Source organism: Aureibacter tunicatorum, assembly GCF_036492635.1.
Classification (GTDB): Bacteria; Bacteroidota; Bacteroidia; order Cytophagales; family Cyclobacteriaceae; genus Aureibacter; species Aureibacter tunicatorum.
Genome location: NZ_AP025305.1, coordinates 764,919 through 782,170, shown reverse-complemented (window position 1 = coordinate 782,170; position 17,252 = coordinate 764,919). Strand labels below are relative to the sequence as shown.

The following is a 17,252-nucleotide window of genomic DNA, read 5'->3' as shown; positions in this document are numbered from 1 at the left end:
TTATTTCAATAAAATCGTTGATATCAAGTTGAACTTGGACTCCAGCAATGAGGGTATTCTATTTTTCGAATGTAATAGTATCGTTAATTGTACCCTGTGAATAGAGCTTCGCAAAGCACAAGTTAACTATGAGGTTAGCGCCTTTGATAGAATAAATTTTCATTTCACAAATTCTTTCATGAAATACAAATACACCATTTTCAAACTACTTTTTGTCTTCATTGCAACGGTTTGCAATGAGGCCTTAGCCGAAAACGATAAAGGCGAAGATAAACAAGAAAAGAAGAACGATATCAAAATAGATCCAGAGACCTTGACATTATCGATCTATGATGATTCAAACGGAGAAAGTGGAGCGCTTGTTTCACAAGAGAAGCCAAAATATTCATTAAAAATCGGCGGGTGGGTAAAATTAAATGCGATTTACGATTTCAACGGTATTGGCCCCAACCCTTACCCAGGTTTCATGCCTGTTGAAATACCAACAGATCCTACTGAGAATGCAATGAACCGTTCATTTCATATGAATATCAATCAAACTAGAATTTGGGTTGATTCATATTTGGAAAGCAAAACTTTCGGTACTATTAAATTCTATTTGGAAGGCGACTTCTTGCGCACAACCAATAATAACCTGCGTTTGCGTCATGCATTTATTGAAGTTAATGAAAAACTTATCATCGGTCAGACTTGGTCAACGTTCAGTGACGGCGAAGCATTGCCTTTGAATGTTGAATTTGAAGGGCCAGCCAGTTTATATGCTGATTGGGGACCACAAATAAGATATTCTGACAAAATCAATGACCGCTTTTCATATCAAGTAGCATTGGAAACTCCGACTGCGAATATTACTCGTCTGGATTCTCTCGTCACTGAAGACCCTTCTAAATTAAACGCCAGACCAAAATCACAATTCCCTAATGTAGTAGGTAAACTTCGTTATTCTCATAAAAGAGGCTTCATTCACCTGTCAGGTATCATGAAAGATTTGAGATATTATGATATTAAAGGAGAAGTTCAAAATGATATAGCTTGGGGAGCCCAACTGAGTGGCGCTTTAAATGTAGCGAAAAACACAAAAGTTTATTTTCAAGGAATCTATGGCAAAGGCATAGCTTCTGGTATTTCTGGATTCTATTATTTCAACTATGACGCCACACCAAATATACAAAAGACAAATCTTGAAGCTTTGACAGCAATGGGTGGTTATTTTGCTTTAGAGCACAGGTGGTCTCCGAAAGTATTCTCCAATATCATGTACAGTGTGCAACGCATTGACGAAAGAGAGCTTCTGGAAGACAATGATTACTATATGGGGCATTACTTTGCAGTCAACACATTTTACAATCCTATAGAAAGGTTTGAAATAGGCTTCGAATACAACTACGGTATAAGACTAGACGCTGATATGTCTCAAGGAGACGCTAACAGAATCCAAACTTCCGTTAGGTACTTCTTCTAAGAAAATACTCCACAATAATAAAAAAAGAGATTGCCTTGGCGGCAATCTCTTTTTTTTATCTATTTTTTCTGTTTCTTAATCTTCATCGGTTTTATATACTGCCTTCTAAAAGCAAACCTATAAGCCAAGTTAATCTCAAAGCCTCCATTGCTTCCCATATTATAATTAACCTTCCCATAACCTGGAACAAATGAAGGCCTAAGAGCCAAGTTATCTTCATTCTTAATATTAAGGCCGGTCTTCAATTTCGCAGTAAAGCCTACAAATAACCCCCTATATACATTACCCCTAATTCCAGCGACAAACTCAACCCAAGTTGCCTGCATACCATTTTCAGTCACACTATTAGAAACGCTTTCCCATTCATTCAAAATTCTATAGTCCAATGTTTCTGAAAAAGTAGCCGTTCCAGCTCTAGCCCCAATAAAAATCACACTATAACTCTTATTTCTTGGCATCAAATCAAAATCGACCCCATATGTCAAGAATTGACCTCTATTTTTCGCAGTAGCCAGACTATGCTCAAATGTGGAATTTTCATATCCACCCTCCATAGTCAGATAAAAATTATAGAGAATATTAGTGCTAGCTTGAAGACTAAAACCTTGATAATTAGGCTCAAGCAAGGTCTTTGCAAGTCTATATCCATCAGTTCCAACCGTTAAAGCGGCTGGCAATGCTTTAAAACGAATATTTTTGTCGTAATATTTCAAAGTATCGTTCTTGGCCGTTTCCATCTCATCTTGAGCCATAGCCTCGAAGCTAAATAAAACCAAGAAAAAAACAATTATTTTATGGCAATAGGATTTCAATGTTTCTATCGTTTTTGTTAGTAAGTTTTGTTTCGACAACTTTGATATGTTGAGGGTTGAAACCGGATTCTATAACCTTCAAGCTATCCACAATTAATTCCACTCCGCAAGCTTCTGAGATAAAATGAGGCGTCTGCCTATAGCTAGTCAACATAGAAACCTTACCTTGAATCTTCTCAGAATCCTCTGAAAACTCAAAAATATATGTCGCTCGTACTTCTTCTTCACCTTCTGTAGCTGCCACGACTGGCAAGCGATATGTCGAAAGCCTATTTTCACCTGCGGTATTATAAAATACAGCATCTTCATAATTCTGAATATAAATCGAATCTACAGGCACTACTAATGGTGTTACATTCGCATTCCAAATTGGGCTAAAATCTGGTGCATTAGGATTTTGATTTTCAGAATACGTTAAAAAGGTTACAAAAAACCTTTCCGAAAACTCACTTGTACAATCCAAGTCATTTCTGCATGATGTCATTGCAATCATCAAAAACAAAAAGCAAAATATATTTGCAAAAGCCTTTATCGAAAAGTCATTCATTAAATTCATTCAATAAAAATTCCACATCATCAGCGCTTTTATAAACGCATTCAAATTCAATTTGCGAAAATACGAATAGAATTCAAAAGTTTATGCACGTTGCGAGCTTATTTACTTCAAGTCAAGATTCATTATCTATTTTATACGCTTGCAAACTCTTCGGTGAACTGATAAAACAAGATTTGTGATTTTTTTTCGTTAAATTTGCTGGGCAAAAAACAATCAGCGCATTGAAAACCAGAGGAATTAAAAAAGACAAAGTGAATGTGGTCACTCTAGGTTGTTCCAAAAACCTTGTGGACTCCGAAGTAATGATCACTCAGCTTAAAGGCAATGAAATAGATGTAACACATGAATCTGTAGAAGACGATTCGAATATCATTATCGTCAACACTTGCGGTTTCATAGACAAGGCTAAGCAGGAATCAATAGATACAATATTAAGATACGCAGAAGCCAAAGATGACGGACAAATAGACAAACTCTATGTTACTGGCTGTTTATCCCAAAGATACAAAGACGACTTGGAGGAAGAAATTCCTCAAGTAGATGCTTTTTTTGGAACTATGGAATTGCCATTGCTTCTCAAAAAATTCGATGCCGACTACAAGCATGAACTTATTGGTGAGAGAATTACAACAACTTCAACTCACTACTCATACCTTAAAATAGCCGAAGGCTGTGATAGACCTTGCTCTTTCTGCGCAATCCCGCTTATGAGAGGCAAGCATGAGTCTGTGCCTATTGAGCAACTAGTAGAGCAAGCGAAGAACCTTGCAAAAAATGGAACTAAAGAGCTTCTGCTCATAGCTCAAGACCTTACCTACTACGGTTTAGACCTGTATAACAAAAGAAGCTTGGCGGACCTGATGAGAAAGCTATCTGATGTGGAAGGTATCGAATGGATCAGACTTCACTATGCATACCCATCAGGTTTCCCTATGGATGTGTTGGATGTAATGAATGAAAGAGACAATGTCTGCAAATACTTGGATATGCCTCTTCAGCACGGTTCAACCAATATCCTCAAAGCCATGAGAAGAGGTATCACAAGAGAGAAAACCGAAGATCTTATCCAAAAGATAAGAAAAACAGTACCTGGCATAGCAATAAGAACAACGCTTATCGCTGGATACCCTGGAGAGACGGAAGAAGATTTCCAAGAAATGCTGAAATTTGTCGAAGACGCTAGATTTGATCGTTTGGGCATATTCACTTATTCTCATGAGGAAAATACTCACGCTTTTAATTTTGAGGACAATGTTCCAGACGAAATAAAAGAAGAAAGAGCTCAACAGGTTATGGATATGCAAGCAGGCATCTCTTATGAGCTTAATCAAGAGAAAGTCGGCAAGACATTCAAAGTGCTGATCGATAGAAAAGAAGGTCCTTATTTCATTGGAAGAACCGAGTTCGACTCTCCTGAAGTTGACAATGAAGTATTAATCAGCGCTGATAAGGATTATTTGAGAATTGGTGATTTCGTACACGCTCAGATTACTGAAGCAACTGAATTTGACCTGTACGCAGAAATAGTAAAATAGCAGCTTAGCGACAAAGCACACAACATATCGCAACATAATTTCGTATCTTAGTCAAACAATACACATGTACGACTAGATTATGCGAATAGATAAAATAGATTTGGGAGAGACTAAAAGGTTTTCTCCCATTTTTTTGGATTATATTAATCAAGATGAAAAGCTTGCGCCATTTTACAATAGATTTCCAACCTTGGAAAATTTTGGAGATCAAATCAATGAAAAAAGCTTCGACCAAGAAAAAAGACAAACGCTAAACAAAGTCCTCGAAGAGCAGTATCAAAACATTGAAATAAAACCTGCTGCTCAAAAAAGCATTCAACTACTTCAAGAAGCTAACACATACACGGTCACAACCGGCCACCAACTCAATATTTTCACGGGACCATTTTTCTTTATATTCAAGCTTGTCACAACAATCAACCTGGCAAAAGCTCTCAAAAAACGTTACCCTGACAAAAACTTCATTCCTGTATATTGGTCGGCTACTGAAGATCATGATTTTGAAGAAATAAAGTCGTTCAACCTTTTTGGCAAAAACTACAAATGGGATAGCAATCAAAAAGGCGCCGTAGGCAGATTTTCAACTCAATCGATCAAAACACTGTTGAATGATCTTCCTGAAGAGTTCGATACATTCACCAAAGCTTACACTCAACATGGTAATTTGGCAGATGCTGTGCGATGTTATGTCAATGAGCTTTTTGGAGAACAGGGACTTATTATGATTGATGGAGATCATCCCAAGCTTAAAGCCTCTTTTATAGACTACATCATAGATGATATGGAATCGCTTGAGAACACTGAGACGATTACCAATACATCCGAGATGTTAATGCAAAATGGATACAAGGCTCAGGTCTTCCCCAGAGATATCAATTTATTCTATCTCAAAGACGACACTCGCGAAAGAATTGTAAGAAGAGCGGAAAAAGATTACCATGCTTTGCATACAGATTTTTCTCTATGCCCTGACGACATGCCTGATTATGTCAGAAAGCATCCGGAAGAATTTAGCCCCAATGTTATTCTAAGACCTCTTTATCAAGAAGTAATTTTACCAAACTTGGCTTATCTGGGAGGACCCGGCGAACTTGCTTATTGGATGCAACTCAAAGGCTTATTTGACCGTCATAGCATCCCGTTCCCTATTCTTGTTCCAAGAAACTATGGCTTGTATGTCAATAAAAATATCTCTCGAAAAATTGACAAACTAAATATCGATATTCAGGAATTTTTCAAGCCTACTTTTGAGCTAAAAAGAGATTTCTCACAAAAAAACGCTGATATTCTATTTGATATAGAAACAGAAAAATCCGGCATATTAGAACTTCTTTCTTCTATCAAATCAAAAGCCGGAAAGATTGACAAAAGCCTGGAAGGCACTTTAGGAGCTGAAGAAAAGAAATGGCTCAAATCATTTGAAATGATTGAAAAGAAAGCTCAAAAAGCTGAAGAAAGAAAGCAAGACACAGAACTCAAACAATTGGAGAATATTCAAGACAAACTATTTCCAGAAGGCAGTCTGCAAGAAAGGCATGACTGCTATTTGAATTTCACACATAGCAATCCGCAATTGATCGAGAGCTTACTGGAAAGCTTCGACCCGTTTGAGTTCAAATTTTATATCTTCTCCGAAAATGAATAAACAACAGCTAAGAAAAGAATTTCTTGATAAAAGGAAGGCTATTAGCAGGTCTGAGCTTGAAGAACTTTCGAATAGAATAAAGGACAAGTTCCTTTCCGAACCGCACTTTCAAGAAGCGCAACATGTTCACTGCTTTCTTTCCATTGCTCGTCATAAGGAAATCGATACATGGCCAATTATTCATGCTCTTAGGGAATTAAACAAACAAATCATAATATCCACATGTGATTTCAAAACACTTGAAATGCATCATTTTCTTTTCGAAAAGGAAACAATTCTGGAAGAAACTGCATTTGGGATATTGGAACCTATCAATGCAAAGCCTTTTTCTGTTGAAAAAATCGACTTGATTATTGTTCCTCTATTGATTTTTGACAAAGAAGGATATAGGGTTGGCTATGGCAAAGGAATATATGACCGCTTTTTAGCAAAATGCCGTCCTGACGCGATTAAAGTAGGACTATCTATTTCAGAACCTATACAAGCTATTGCTGACTCCGACAAATACGATATAGCACTTGACCATTGCATCACGCCAAAGTCTGTTCATTCATTTTAAATTATTAAAAAAGGGAAAGCTGCTCGCTTTCCCTTTTTTAATATCTTAATACTTATCCGTATATCACTTTTCAATACCCGACTGAGTAACTTTCAAGCCCACGCTTGTAATACCTTCCAAGTCATCGACTCTCATCATTTGCTTCAAGACAACCTTAAAACTACCAGCATTATTAAATTTATACTCATTTAGAATCGGCTTTTCCAAGTCATAAACATCTCCATACCCCAATCCTTCAGGCTTTCCGGTCTTGGAATCAAATAGAAGAATATTTTCCAAAGTATCTTTCAATACTTTTCCTTCACTGTCTTGCAGTTGATAATTAACATATAAGTTCTGATAAGGATAATCTATTCCATTTCTAACATTTATGGACAAATTATATTTCTCCTCAGGGTTTTTAATATCAAAGTTGAATTCCGGTGTATTGCTAACATTCCATTTCTCATACGGGAACTCATAATTGGTATCAAATATTTTTGACTTATCGCAAGAGCTCAGCATCAAAAACAGCAAGCCCGAAAAAGCTAAAAAAAAGCGTCTCATCAATTCGTAATTTTAATTGCCTTGTTTTTTATTTCTTGACCTAAAGTTTCGTTTAGGTCGATTTGCCGATGTTTTTTTATCCCCATTGGCATTTGTTCCATTTTTAACTCCCTGTCCACTGTTATTGTTTCTACGGCCTCTGCTTTGTCGCGTCTCGGATTTTCTTTCAGACCCACCGGAAGCACCTCCTTGGTTCGAATTTCCATTCCCCGAATTCGGTTTTCTTGAAGAGGCTCCTCTGCCTTGCGCATTTGTCTTTGGCCTATTCCCTGATGCTCCTTTGGATTTAGGCCTTCTTTTACGATTCGGCTTTTTGCTTTCTTGGCTGTATTTTTCATCCATTTTAGCCAAATCGCTAGCTAAAGCTTCAAACTTAGCCTTTTTCTCGATATCATCATCCGAAAGCAAAGTCTCAGGCTTCTCTCCTCTTTTATTTTGCTCAAGAATTTCTTTGACTCTCACCACTGATATAGGATGCCATACGTTTTCATTTTCATAGCCAAACCACATCACTTTTTTGAAAATATCAGTTTTTTGCAACCTCGCTTCTCCCTTGACAGTTTGAATCGGACCTTCTACTGTAGGAATATCCTCCAAAGCCTCAATGTACGTTTCCAGCTCATAATTCAGACAACATTTTAACCTACCGCATTGTCCCGACAACTTGCTTGGGTTCAAAGACAAATTTTGATATCTAGCAGCTGATGTGGAAACACTTTTGAACTCAGAAAGCCAAGTGCTACAGCAAAGCTCTCTTCCACAAGAACCTATCCCTCCAAGTCTTCCTGCTTCTTGCCTCAAACTAATTTGCCTCATTTCAACTCTTACTTTGAACTCACCAGCCAAAACCTTAATAAGCTCTCTAAAGTCTACTCTATCATCGGCAGAGTAATAAAACGTAGCTTTGGAATTATCCGCCTGAAACTCTATATCAGAAAGTTTCATTTCCAAGCCCAAATTTTGAATAATCTCCCTTGTTCTATAAAGCGTAGGCATTTCACGCTTTTTCACTTGAAAAAGCTTTTCCATATCAGGGTCATTGGCAAGTCTGTATATTTCCCTGATTTCTTCATTATCCTCCACTCCTTTTTTACGCATCTGCAAGCGCACCAACTCTCCTTGCAAAGACACATAACCTATATGATGTCCATTAGGCACATCCACAACTACAGCATCACCTGTATTCAAATCCAAACCATGAACATTGCGATAGAACTCTTTCTTTCCTCCTTTAAACCTCACCTCTATCACATCATATCGCTCGGAAGGACTCTCCAGCATATCTGAAAGCCAATCAAAAGTATTCAGCTTATTACAGCCTCCAGTCCCACAACCACCGCTACTTTGGCAACCGCTTACTAGAGTGCCGTCTTCAGCGTAAGCACCTTGACTAGCACATGAATTACATCCTGACATAAAAATCTATATATAAACCCCTGCGGGCTAAATTCAACATATATTCTCAAAGTCTTCGACAGTTAACAAATCACTTTTACTGCCAATCTTTTTTCTAAAAAATTGACTCTAACAAGCATTCCTGAAGAGACTGACATAATATCTCAAGTTAGGTAAATTATGACTTAGTTAAAAATATTCAATGATTATACCTTAAAAAATATAGACAGGCAACATGTAGCATATGCAATGCTTCATTCATTAAAGCTTCAAGGGAATATTCATTCCTAAGAAATTCTGCTAAGAGTAAAAACTCCTTCAACTTCATTTCCATCAAATGTGGAGCCAACAATAAGATTCGGAGTAGAAATTACCCCTTCCCATATATCCAACTCATATTCAATATCGGTTTCGCTTTTCACAATATCTATTGATATGCCTTCTAACTGGACTTTTTTATCATCCAGCACTTTTCCAACAAATTTCTCTTCAGCAACAAATGAAGGTTCTCCATCGGATTGCTCTTCAAAAACAAGCGTTCCTTCAAGACAATCATTAAATTGAGTGAGACTTATTTTTCCATTTGCCTTCCCATAATAAAAGTCTTCTTCATATTTCCAACTTCCTGTCAAATTCATACCTATGATATTATTTATGATAAGATAAAATCATCCTGTTTTTCACCAGTGGATACTTAGCTTTATCCAACGCTCTTTTTTTGTGCTTCTGGCTCTTTTCTTTATCACCCATCCTATCATAAACCCTGTACGTGCCTGCTAATATCAAACTCTCCAAATGATCTGTATCTTCCTTTCCCGATTTTAGCTCTTCCATCGCTTCTTCGTATTTATTTAGACTATACTGCAAATCCCCCCCTTCAAGCTCATTCACATATCCTTCAAAAAAGTCCAACATTTCAGCGGGTTGCTTGGCCGAAGAATTTTTCATCTTTTCCAATAGTCTTCGAGCTTCAACGCTTCTACCTAATACACAATAATTTTCCAAAGCCAAACCTATAAATCTAGGATTATTCGGATACAATTCCACCAATTCCTTGCTCCACTTCAAAGACTTCTCAGGATCATCTTCATAATGCATATGAAGATGAACCAAATAGTTTAATGCTTCTACACGAGTAAATGTCGCTTGATTATACGCTACTTCAAGTTGCTCCAAACCCAAATCCTCATCTCCGGATTTGAAAAACCACATAAATGGTTTGAAGTAAGAATGGTAATTAGGAAATACTTCTCTGTAAAAGTTATACAAACCTGTAGTATAAAAAAACTCAGAGTATTCATCTTGCATGCTAAAGCCTTTTTTCATAAAAGTATATGCTATCTTGGCTTTAGATATTGCCTTGAGATTCTGATTCTTTCTGTAATAATGCTCAGTGATAAAACCGTAGGCTGCCAGTGCCATAAAGTTCATTTCGGGATCCGATGAATTCTTTTGAAGTCCCTCGTCAGCTCTTTTTGCTGTTTCCTGCAAATATTCCAAAGACTTTTGCATTTCAACCTCGGGATCATCGCTAACATATTTTTTCCAATACTCTATATAAAAACCCACTAAAGGAACCGCAGGGTGGTCTTCCAACACCATGGATAAAGAATCTCTGTATAATTTAGCTGTATCAAACTCAAGATTATACGCCTTGTCCAAGGCCTTTTGAATATAATCAGAAGCTTCTGGATTGCTGGAAATATTATTTTCATTTCCTTGGCCAATGCCTATCAAGCAACTAAAGCTTAATAAAATTGCGATAATATATCGCTTCAAGTATTTGGAACTCATATATTGACTCTATCTCAAAACCTGCAAAATTGCATCACTACATCTTCATGATCAATATCAATCAGTCAGCAAATATACACATACTGTTGATTTTTGAACATGCTAAAGTCAGCTCTTGTTATAAATAATGCAAAAGGCCAAACTCTTGCCTGACCTTAATAAAAATGATAAAATCAAATATTTATTGTCTAAAATATCTCCTGATAAGAAATCAATATCAATGATAGTAACGATACGGCAATACCCAATTGATTCATTTTCTCAAGCCTTTCTTTATACAAAACAACGGACACTAGAGAAGAGCAAACTATAATTCCTATATTCAGCAAAGGGAAAATAAGAGCTCCGTTATTGTCAAATGCAGACAAGGACTTTATAGTAAAAAATACTGACAAATAATTCGGCACTCCCAAAACGATACCGCCAACAACACTTCTGCGAGCTATTTTTTGTCTTTTGAATAATATCATCATCGTCCCAATAACAGCTGCCGAAGCGAAAGCCACTAAAGTAAATACACCTCCTTCGTGTTCTTGCAGCAATTCTATATTGGTAAAATTAATAACAACATCAATAAAACCCGCGATCAAAAAAAGCAGGATAGGCAATAAATAAGTGCTTCCTCTTTTGCCCGATGATATTTCATCGGACGAGCTCTTTTTTGAGCTCATAACAATTGCCGCCAAGGCTAATCCCAAGCCTGCGTAATTCAAAGAATCAAATACCTTAGTCCCTGTATTCAACACAAACAAACTAAAAAGCACAGGAATCGCCAAAGACATCTTATATGAGATAGAAGAAATAGTAATATTGAATTTTTGAGTAACCAATGCAGCTGTATAGGAACCAGTGATAAAAACAGCTCCACAGCCTACCGCCACATAAAACCAAGGTTTGGTGAAATCAATTTGCGTACTCTCTCCCATGAGATTCAAAGCCACAAAACCAGTTATCACACAAACCCAATAGTTAAAAACCAAGCCTTGCAAATTATTGATTTTATAAGTTCCAAAACCTCTGTAAGCAATAAAAATCAAGATATTGAAACAAATACATAGTACAATATAAGCCATCTTCCTTCTCCCATTTTAAGTCCACACAATCGTTTTCTCAGTGGTTATTTTTTCCACCTTACCGAAAGATAGCATTATTGAATATGAAATAAAATTTCACACAACCCTCAAAACAAGGACTATTGATTGAATAAATTTTTCAAAAAACATGAAACGCGAAATTTTATTTCGAAATAGAAAATACAGACTTAAATATTGCCAGATAAAAAAAGAATTGGGATTGCTTATATTTTTTTTATAAAAAAATGTTTTTTCTCTTCAGAAAAAGTGACTTTTGCTCGATTTTATGAAAAAGAAGACAAAAAAAGAAGGCTATTTCTAGCCTTCCCAATATCCTCTATAAATCAACTCTTCATAAATCTTAAGACAAACCCATGCGTCCGTGGCCGCATAACTTATTTGATTTTCATTCAGGGTCTCATTTTCCCAATTTGAAGTTTGTTGAGATTTTGAAATCCTAAAACCCAAAATCAATCCAGCCAAACTTCGAGCTCCTGAATTCACCAGATCAAGCGATTTAGCAACTTTGCCTAAATCAATAAAACCACTGTCGTTAAATTTAGCCAGCTTTTTTAGATCCTTAATATCATCGTGCAATGCCACTCCTATTTTTTCTATGTCTCCATTGGATAAAAAATCCGCAATAGGTTTTGTCAATCCAGTATCTTTGATTCTAAGCAAATAAACCTTTTCTGGAGTCGCTATTTGTATTAAAGACACTGGAAAATACTGCCCTTTTTTAAAAGCGGGTCTTGACTCCGTGTCAAAACCTACTCTATTGTATTTATTAATTTCATTAATCGCATCAAAGATTTCATCATTGGTTTCGGCTACTACAACTTCTCCTTCGTAACTCACCAATGGCAGCTCATTGATTTCTTCTTTCGTAATATGTTTTTTTAACATGCGGTTATTTCTTCCTTGCTCTTCTTACCCTAAGGAAACCTCCTCCTTATTCAACTCATTTCCCTCAACTATAGGTTCAGGTTTTACAAAAATATATCCAAAAATAATATTAACTATAGGACTCAATAGATTGAAAAAACAGTATGGCGCATAAGCCATGGTAGCGACTCCTAATACGGATGCTTGATATGCTCCGCAAGTATTCCAAGGGATCAATACCGAAGTCACCGTTCCTGCGTCTTCCAAAGATCTACTTAATACTTCCGGTTTTAAATTTCTATTTCTAAAGGTGTCCGCATACATTCTTCCAGGCACTACTATCGCAAGGTATTGATCCGACGCAGTAACATTGAATACAACACAAGTACCTACTGTAGATGCAATCAACGATCCTGTAGAATGCGCCAAACGAATAATTGATTGTGTAATTCTTTCCAATAAACCGGCCGACTCCATCACACCGCCAAATATCATGGCGCACAAAATCAACCAAATAGTATTAAGCATTCCAGACATTCCAGAACTTGACAACAACTCATTCACCTCACTATTGCTAGTTACTATCGAAGTGCTTTGGAACAAAGGACTCATAAGTCCTTTAAAATACGTGATCGCTAGCGAAGAACTTTCTCCACCAATTCCTTTGACTACTTCAGGTTGGAATATCAAGGCAAAAACACTTCCCGCTATTGCTGCCAATAAAAGCGAAGGCAAAGCCGGCATCTTTTTAATAATCAATACCAATAAAAATATCGGCACCAAAAACAAAACAGGCGTAATATTGAACTTCTCGGATATAGCGCTTTGCAACATAGATACATCCGCATTGCCAGAACTATCAAATGTGAAGCCTAAAACAATAAATATAACAATCGTTATCACAAAAGTCGGAACAGTCGTTTTAGTCATATACTTGATATGCGTAAATAAATCAGTACCCGCCATTGCAGGAGCCAGATTCGTAGTATCGGACATGGGTGACATCTTATCTCCAAAGTACGCTCCTGATATGATCGCACCAGCCACCATTCCTTCCGGAACGCCAAGAGCTTTGCCTATTCCCAACAAAGCCACGCCAATGGTTGCTATAGTAGTCCAAGAACTACCTGTAGCCAAGGAAACAATCGCGCTAATAACACATGAAGCGACTAAAAATATCGTAGGGTTCAACAAATCCAATCCATAATAAATCATCGAGGGAATAATACCGCTTATCAACCATGACCCAGCCAAAGCCCCAATCATCAACAATATCAATATGGAAGGCATCGCGGAATTAATACTTGAGATGATACCTTTTTGCAATTCCGCCCATGTGTGGCCTAGCCTGAATGCTACCAATGTCGCCACTGTGGCTGAGAGAATTAGAATAATCTGGTTCGAACCGTCTAGAGCAGCGTCACCGAATACATATAAAATATTGAACGCCAGCATCCCGATTAAGAACAATACAGGTATCAACGCCTCAAATAGTGAAGGCTTTTTTTTCGTCATGGTCATTAAATTGAATTAGTTGAGACAAGCAATTTAATAAAAAATCAGAATAAAATTTTGGTTTTAGGCTAATTTCAATCATATAAGATACTTTCTTATCTCAAAAACAGAGCTTATTTACATATTATTTTATCTCATCACAACAATATGTTTGCAGGAATAATTTATTAAAATCATTCACAAATCACCTATACAACATCTATGACTGCCATTAGCAATAAACTGAACGAAATATAAGCCGATGAAACATTGATCTAGTTATTTTTGGAAAAATTATTAAATTGTCTCGATTATATATTTTCCATACATTCCATGTTTGAAAAGAAAAAATTATTGAGAATAGGCATTATTGGCGCTGGCAAAGTTGCTTGGCATTTGGCTCCTGCTTTGGAAAATGCCGGACATAAAGTCGTTTGTCTTTACAATCGAAATAAAAAAAATGGGAAAGCCTTGATGAATAGGCTCTATAACACGGACTTCGTTTCCGAGCCAGACTTTAGTGGAAAAAATATCGATGTTATTCTTTTAATATCCAGCGACGACTCTTTGGCTGAAATCTCAAAAGAAATCATCATGGACGAATCATGCATTTTGGCTCACACTTCAGGAACAGCGTCTATAAACAGATTAAGCTTTGCTGCCACAGACCACTTGGGAGTCTTTTATCCTTTGCAGACATTCAGCAAAGATAAAAGTATTGAGTTCGACAATATTCCAATTTGTATCGAAGGCTCTGATGACAAAACTCTGGGCAAGTTGGAAATATTAGCTAAAAGCCTCAGCAACACGGTCAAACAACTTCATGGAAATGATAGAAAATCGATTCACTTAGCGGCAGTATTCGCATGCAACTTTTCCAATCATATGATGACTATAGCAAAGCAAATAATGGGAAGAAACAAACTTGACTTTGACTTAATGAAGCCTCTCATAGCCGAGACAATCAATAAAAGCATGGCAATAGGGCCTGATAATGGACAAACAGGCCCGGCAGTCAGAGGAGACTTCAAAACGCTGGACAATCATATGAATCAACTTAAAGGAAATCATTCTTATCAAAATATATACAAAGCTATCACTGACGACATTTTGGAAAAATACTTTTATGACGAGTAAAGCAAAATTGTTTCGTTTAAAAAATCAATTCTATTACACTTTCTAAATTGTCAAGATATGGATTTATGGAATCAAGGCTTCAGTCAGCATTACCAACCTTTAGCCGAACGAATGAGACCGCAAAGCATTGACGAAATTATCGGTCAATCCCACCTTGTTGGTGAGCATGGAGTGATAAACAATCACATCAAAATGAAATCCATTCCTTCCATGATTCTTTGGGGGCCTCCGGGTATAGGAAAGACTACCTTGGCGAATATCATAGCGAAAAGCCTCGATATGCCATTCGCTACCTTGAGCGCTATCTCTTCTGGAGTGAAAGATGTTAGGGAAATTATAACCAAAGCCAAACACCAGCCAAGAACCATCCTATTCATAGATGAAATTCATAGATTCAACAAATCCCAACAAGACGCTTTGCTGGGAGCAGTGGAAAAGGGCTTCATCACTCTTATTGGCGCTACTACCGAAAATCCGTCTTTTGAAGTCAATGCCGCATTACTGTCAAGGTGCCAAGTTTACACGCTTAAGCCCTTGACAAAAGATGAAATGAAGACACTGGTGAATCAAGCATTAACCAAAGACGCTATACTGAAAAGCAAATCCATTGAAATCAAAGAGTATGACGCTTTGTTCAAGCTTTCCAATGGAGATGCCAGAAAACTACTCAACCTTCTTGAAGTGGTAGTCGAATCGCTTGGCAAAAATAAAATTGCAATTACTGATAAAATCGTACAAGATTGCGCTCAACAAAAAGTCGCTCTCTATGATAAAAACGGCGAGCAACATTACGATATCGTCTCAGCGATGATCAAATCCATAAGAGGAAGCGATCCCAACGCGGCATTGTATTGGATGATGAGAATGATCGAAGGGGGAGAAGATGTGAAATTCATTGCTCGAAGACTGCTTATAAGCGCTTCAGAGGATGTCGGTCACGCAAACCCAACGGCATTAGTAATCGCAAACAATTGCTTTCAGGCTGTGAATGTCATAGGTTATCCGGAAGCTGAAATCATCCTTAGCCAATGTGTAACGTACTTAGCTAGTTCAGCAAAAAGCAACGCTTCTTACCTTGCTATCAAAAAAGCCAAAAAGCTCGTCAAAGAAACTGGAGACCTTCCTGTCCCATTGCACCTGAGAAACGCTCCAACAAAACTTATGAAAGAGCAAGGCTATGGCAAAGGGTACAAATACTCACATGACTATCCAAATAATTTTGCATACCAAGAGTTTATGCCTGAAGGCTTGGAGCAAGTAAAATTATACGAACCCGGAGAAAATGCCAGAGAAGCAGAATTCAGAAAAAGGCTTAAGTTCTTCTGGCAAGACAAATACGATTATTAAAAAGCCGGCAAGCAAATTAAATTGCGAGCAGGCTTTTCTTATCTTTTGCTATTTGCAAATGCATTTCTTATTATCTAACGCCTTCTTTGAATTCCATATCAAAGTTCGTAAGACCTACAAACTGAGCAACTCTGTCCTCGATCTCATCATTAGAAAGATCCAACAACCTTTCAGGTCCGAATTTTTCAACACAGAAAGAAGCCATCGCAGAACCATAAATTAAAGCTCTCTTCATATTTTCAAATGAAATATCATTGGTCTTAGCTAAATAGCCCATAAATCCGCCTGCGAAAGTATCGCCTGCTCCCGTTGGATCAAAAACATCTTCCAATGGCAAAGCCGGCGCTGAGAATATGCGTCCCTCGCCAAACAACAGAGCTCCGTGCTCTCCTTTCTTAATGATCACATATTGAGGCCCTAGCTCATGAATAGCCTTCGCCGCTTTGACTAAAGAATACTCCCCTGTCAACTGTCTAGCTTCTTCGTCATTCACCAAAAGCATATCGACAGACTTAAGTACCGACTTCAAATCATCCAACATGATATCCATCCAAAGATTCATTGTATCCATTGCGATGAACTTCGGACGATCAGTTAACCTGTCAATCACTGTTTGTTGCACTGAAGGAGTCAAGTTGCCCAACATCAAGAATTCACAATCTTGATAATTTTCAGGAATAACGGGATCGAAATTTTCCAAAACGTTCAACTCAGTCACTAAAGTATCTCTGGTATTCATATCGTTATGATATTTACCAGACCAGAAAAATGACTTTTCGCCTTCTTTAATCTGAAGTCCTTCAGTATCCACGCCTCTATCAGTCAAAAGGTCAATATTGTCCTGACCAAAATCGTCGCCAATTACAGCGCAAATATTTGATTTGGCTGTGAAATAAGATGCCGACAAAGCAATGTAAGTGCACGAACCGCCTATGATTTTATCAACTTTACCAAAAGGCGTCTCTAAGGCATCATATGCCACTGTTCCAATTGAAAGTAAGCTCATTTATTA

Annotated in this window: 16 protein-coding genes; 6 read left to right on the top strand and 10 right to left on the bottom strand. The window is 37.3% G+C overall.

Annotated features, from left to right (window positions below; translation table 11 throughout):
* Window positions 1-178 precede the first annotated feature (178 nt).
* Window positions 179-1,462, top strand: a complete 1,284-nt coding sequence (locus AABK36_RS03400) for a DcaP family trimeric outer membrane transporter (RefSeq protein ID WP_309937617.1) — start codon at window positions 179-181, stop codon at window positions 1,460-1,462.
* A gap of 59 nt (window positions 1,463-1,521) precedes the next feature.
* On the opposite strand, the gene AABK36_RS03395 is transcribed toward AABK36_RS03400, so the two are convergent.
* Window positions 1,522-2,274: a DUF6048 family protein gene (locus AABK36_RS03395; protein ID WP_309937937.1), complete on the bottom strand. Its 753-nt coding sequence runs from the start codon at window positions 2,272-2,274 to the stop codon at window positions 1,522-1,524.
* Entirely contained in the window at window positions 2,255-2,758 is a 504-nt protein-coding gene (locus AABK36_RS03390; protein WP_309937616.1) for a hypothetical protein, read from the bottom strand. Before AABK36_RS03390 ends, AABK36_RS03395 begins: the two co-directional genes overlap by 20 nt.
* A gap of 293 nt (window positions 2,759-3,051) precedes the next feature.
* On the opposite strand from AABK36_RS03390, the gene rimO reads away from it, so the two are divergent.
* The 3 genes from rimO to AABK36_RS03375 all read left to right on the top strand — a co-directional run bounded on the left by rimO (window position 3,052) and on the right by AABK36_RS03375 (window position 6,569).
* Window positions 3,052-4,365 (top strand): 30S ribosomal protein S12 methylthiotransferase RimO, encoded by a 1,314-nt coding sequence (gene rimO / locus AABK36_RS03385; protein ID WP_309937615.1) that lies wholly within the window; start codon window positions 3,052-3,054, stop codon window positions 4,363-4,365.
* 79 nt (window positions 4,366-4,444) lie between these two features.
* Complete coding sequence (gene bshC, locus AABK36_RS03380; RefSeq protein ID WP_309937614.1) at window positions 4,445-6,010, top strand: bacillithiol biosynthesis cysteine-adding enzyme BshC; 1,566 nt, start codon at window positions 4,445-4,447, stop codon at window positions 6,008-6,010.
* Window positions 6,003-6,569, top strand: a complete 567-nt coding sequence (locus AABK36_RS03375; protein ID WP_309937613.1) for a 5-formyltetrahydrofolate cyclo-ligase — start codon at window positions 6,003-6,005, stop codon at window positions 6,567-6,569. Before bshC ends, AABK36_RS03375 begins: the two co-directional genes overlap by 8 nt.
* Window positions 6,570-6,632: 63 nt before the next feature.
* Here the strand turns inward: AABK36_RS03375 and AABK36_RS03370 are convergent, their stop codons facing one another.
* From AABK36_RS03370 to nhaC, 7 genes are all read right to left on the bottom strand, one after another.
* Window positions 6,633-7,115, bottom strand: coding sequence for a gliding motility lipoprotein GldH (locus AABK36_RS03370; RefSeq protein ID WP_309937612.1), 483 nt, complete (start codon window positions 7,113-7,115; stop codon window positions 6,633-6,635).
* Between the two features lie 12 nt (window positions 7,116-7,127).
* On the bottom strand, window positions 7,128-8,531 hold the full coding sequence (locus tag AABK36_RS03365; RefSeq protein WP_309937611.1) for a PSP1 domain-containing protein: 1,404 nt from the start codon (window positions 8,529-8,531) through the stop codon (window positions 7,128-7,130).
* 266 nt (window positions 8,532-8,797) lie between these two features.
* Complete coding sequence (locus AABK36_RS03360; RefSeq protein WP_309937610.1) at window positions 8,798-9,148, bottom strand: hypothetical protein; 351 nt, start codon at window positions 9,146-9,148, stop codon at window positions 8,798-8,800.
* 10 nt (window positions 9,149-9,158) lie between these two features.
* Complete coding sequence (locus AABK36_RS03355) at window positions 9,159-10,304, bottom strand: tetratricopeptide repeat protein (protein WP_309937609.1); 1,146 nt, start codon at window positions 10,302-10,304, stop codon at window positions 9,159-9,161.
* 188 nt (window positions 10,305-10,492) lie between these two features.
* A complete protein-coding gene (locus AABK36_RS03350; RefSeq protein WP_309937608.1) occupies window positions 10,493-11,377 on the bottom strand; it encodes a hypothetical protein in 885 nt (294 codons plus the stop codon).
* Between the two features lie 318 nt (window positions 11,378-11,695).
* On the bottom strand, window positions 11,696-12,283 hold the full coding sequence (locus tag AABK36_RS03345; protein WP_309937607.1) for a 3'-5' exonuclease: 588 nt from the start codon (window positions 12,281-12,283) through the stop codon (window positions 11,696-11,698).
* Between the two features lie 24 nt (window positions 12,284-12,307).
* A complete protein-coding gene (gene nhaC / locus AABK36_RS03340) occupies window positions 12,308-13,783 on the bottom strand; it encodes a Na+/H+ antiporter NhaC (RefSeq protein WP_309937606.1) in 1,476 nt (491 codons plus the stop codon).
* A 306-nt stretch (window positions 13,784-14,089) separates the two neighbouring features.
* Here nhaC and AABK36_RS03335 point away from each other — a divergent pair, with 306 nt between their 5' ends.
* Both AABK36_RS03335 and AABK36_RS03330 read left to right on the top strand, forming a co-directional pair.
* Window positions 14,090-14,893: a Rossmann-like and DUF2520 domain-containing protein gene (locus AABK36_RS03335; RefSeq protein ID WP_309937605.1), complete on the top strand. Its 804-nt coding sequence runs from the start codon at window positions 14,090-14,092 to the stop codon at window positions 14,891-14,893.
* 57 nt (window positions 14,894-14,950) lie between these two features.
* Window positions 14,951-16,240 carry a replication-associated recombination protein A gene (locus AABK36_RS03330; RefSeq protein WP_309937604.1) on the top strand — a complete coding sequence of 430 codons (1,290 nt, stop codon included), beginning with the start codon at window positions 14,951-14,953 and terminating at the stop codon, window positions 16,238-16,240.
* Between the two features lie 70 nt (window positions 16,241-16,310).
* Here the strand turns inward: AABK36_RS03330 and AABK36_RS03325 are convergent, their stop codons facing one another.
* The gene (locus AABK36_RS03325; protein WP_309937603.1) at window positions 16,311-17,246 is read right to left on the bottom strand and encodes a PfkB family carbohydrate kinase; all 936 of its coding nucleotides are present in this window, start codon (window positions 17,244-17,246) and stop codon (window positions 16,311-16,313) included.
* Between the last annotated feature and the right edge of the window lie 6 nt (window positions 17,247-17,252).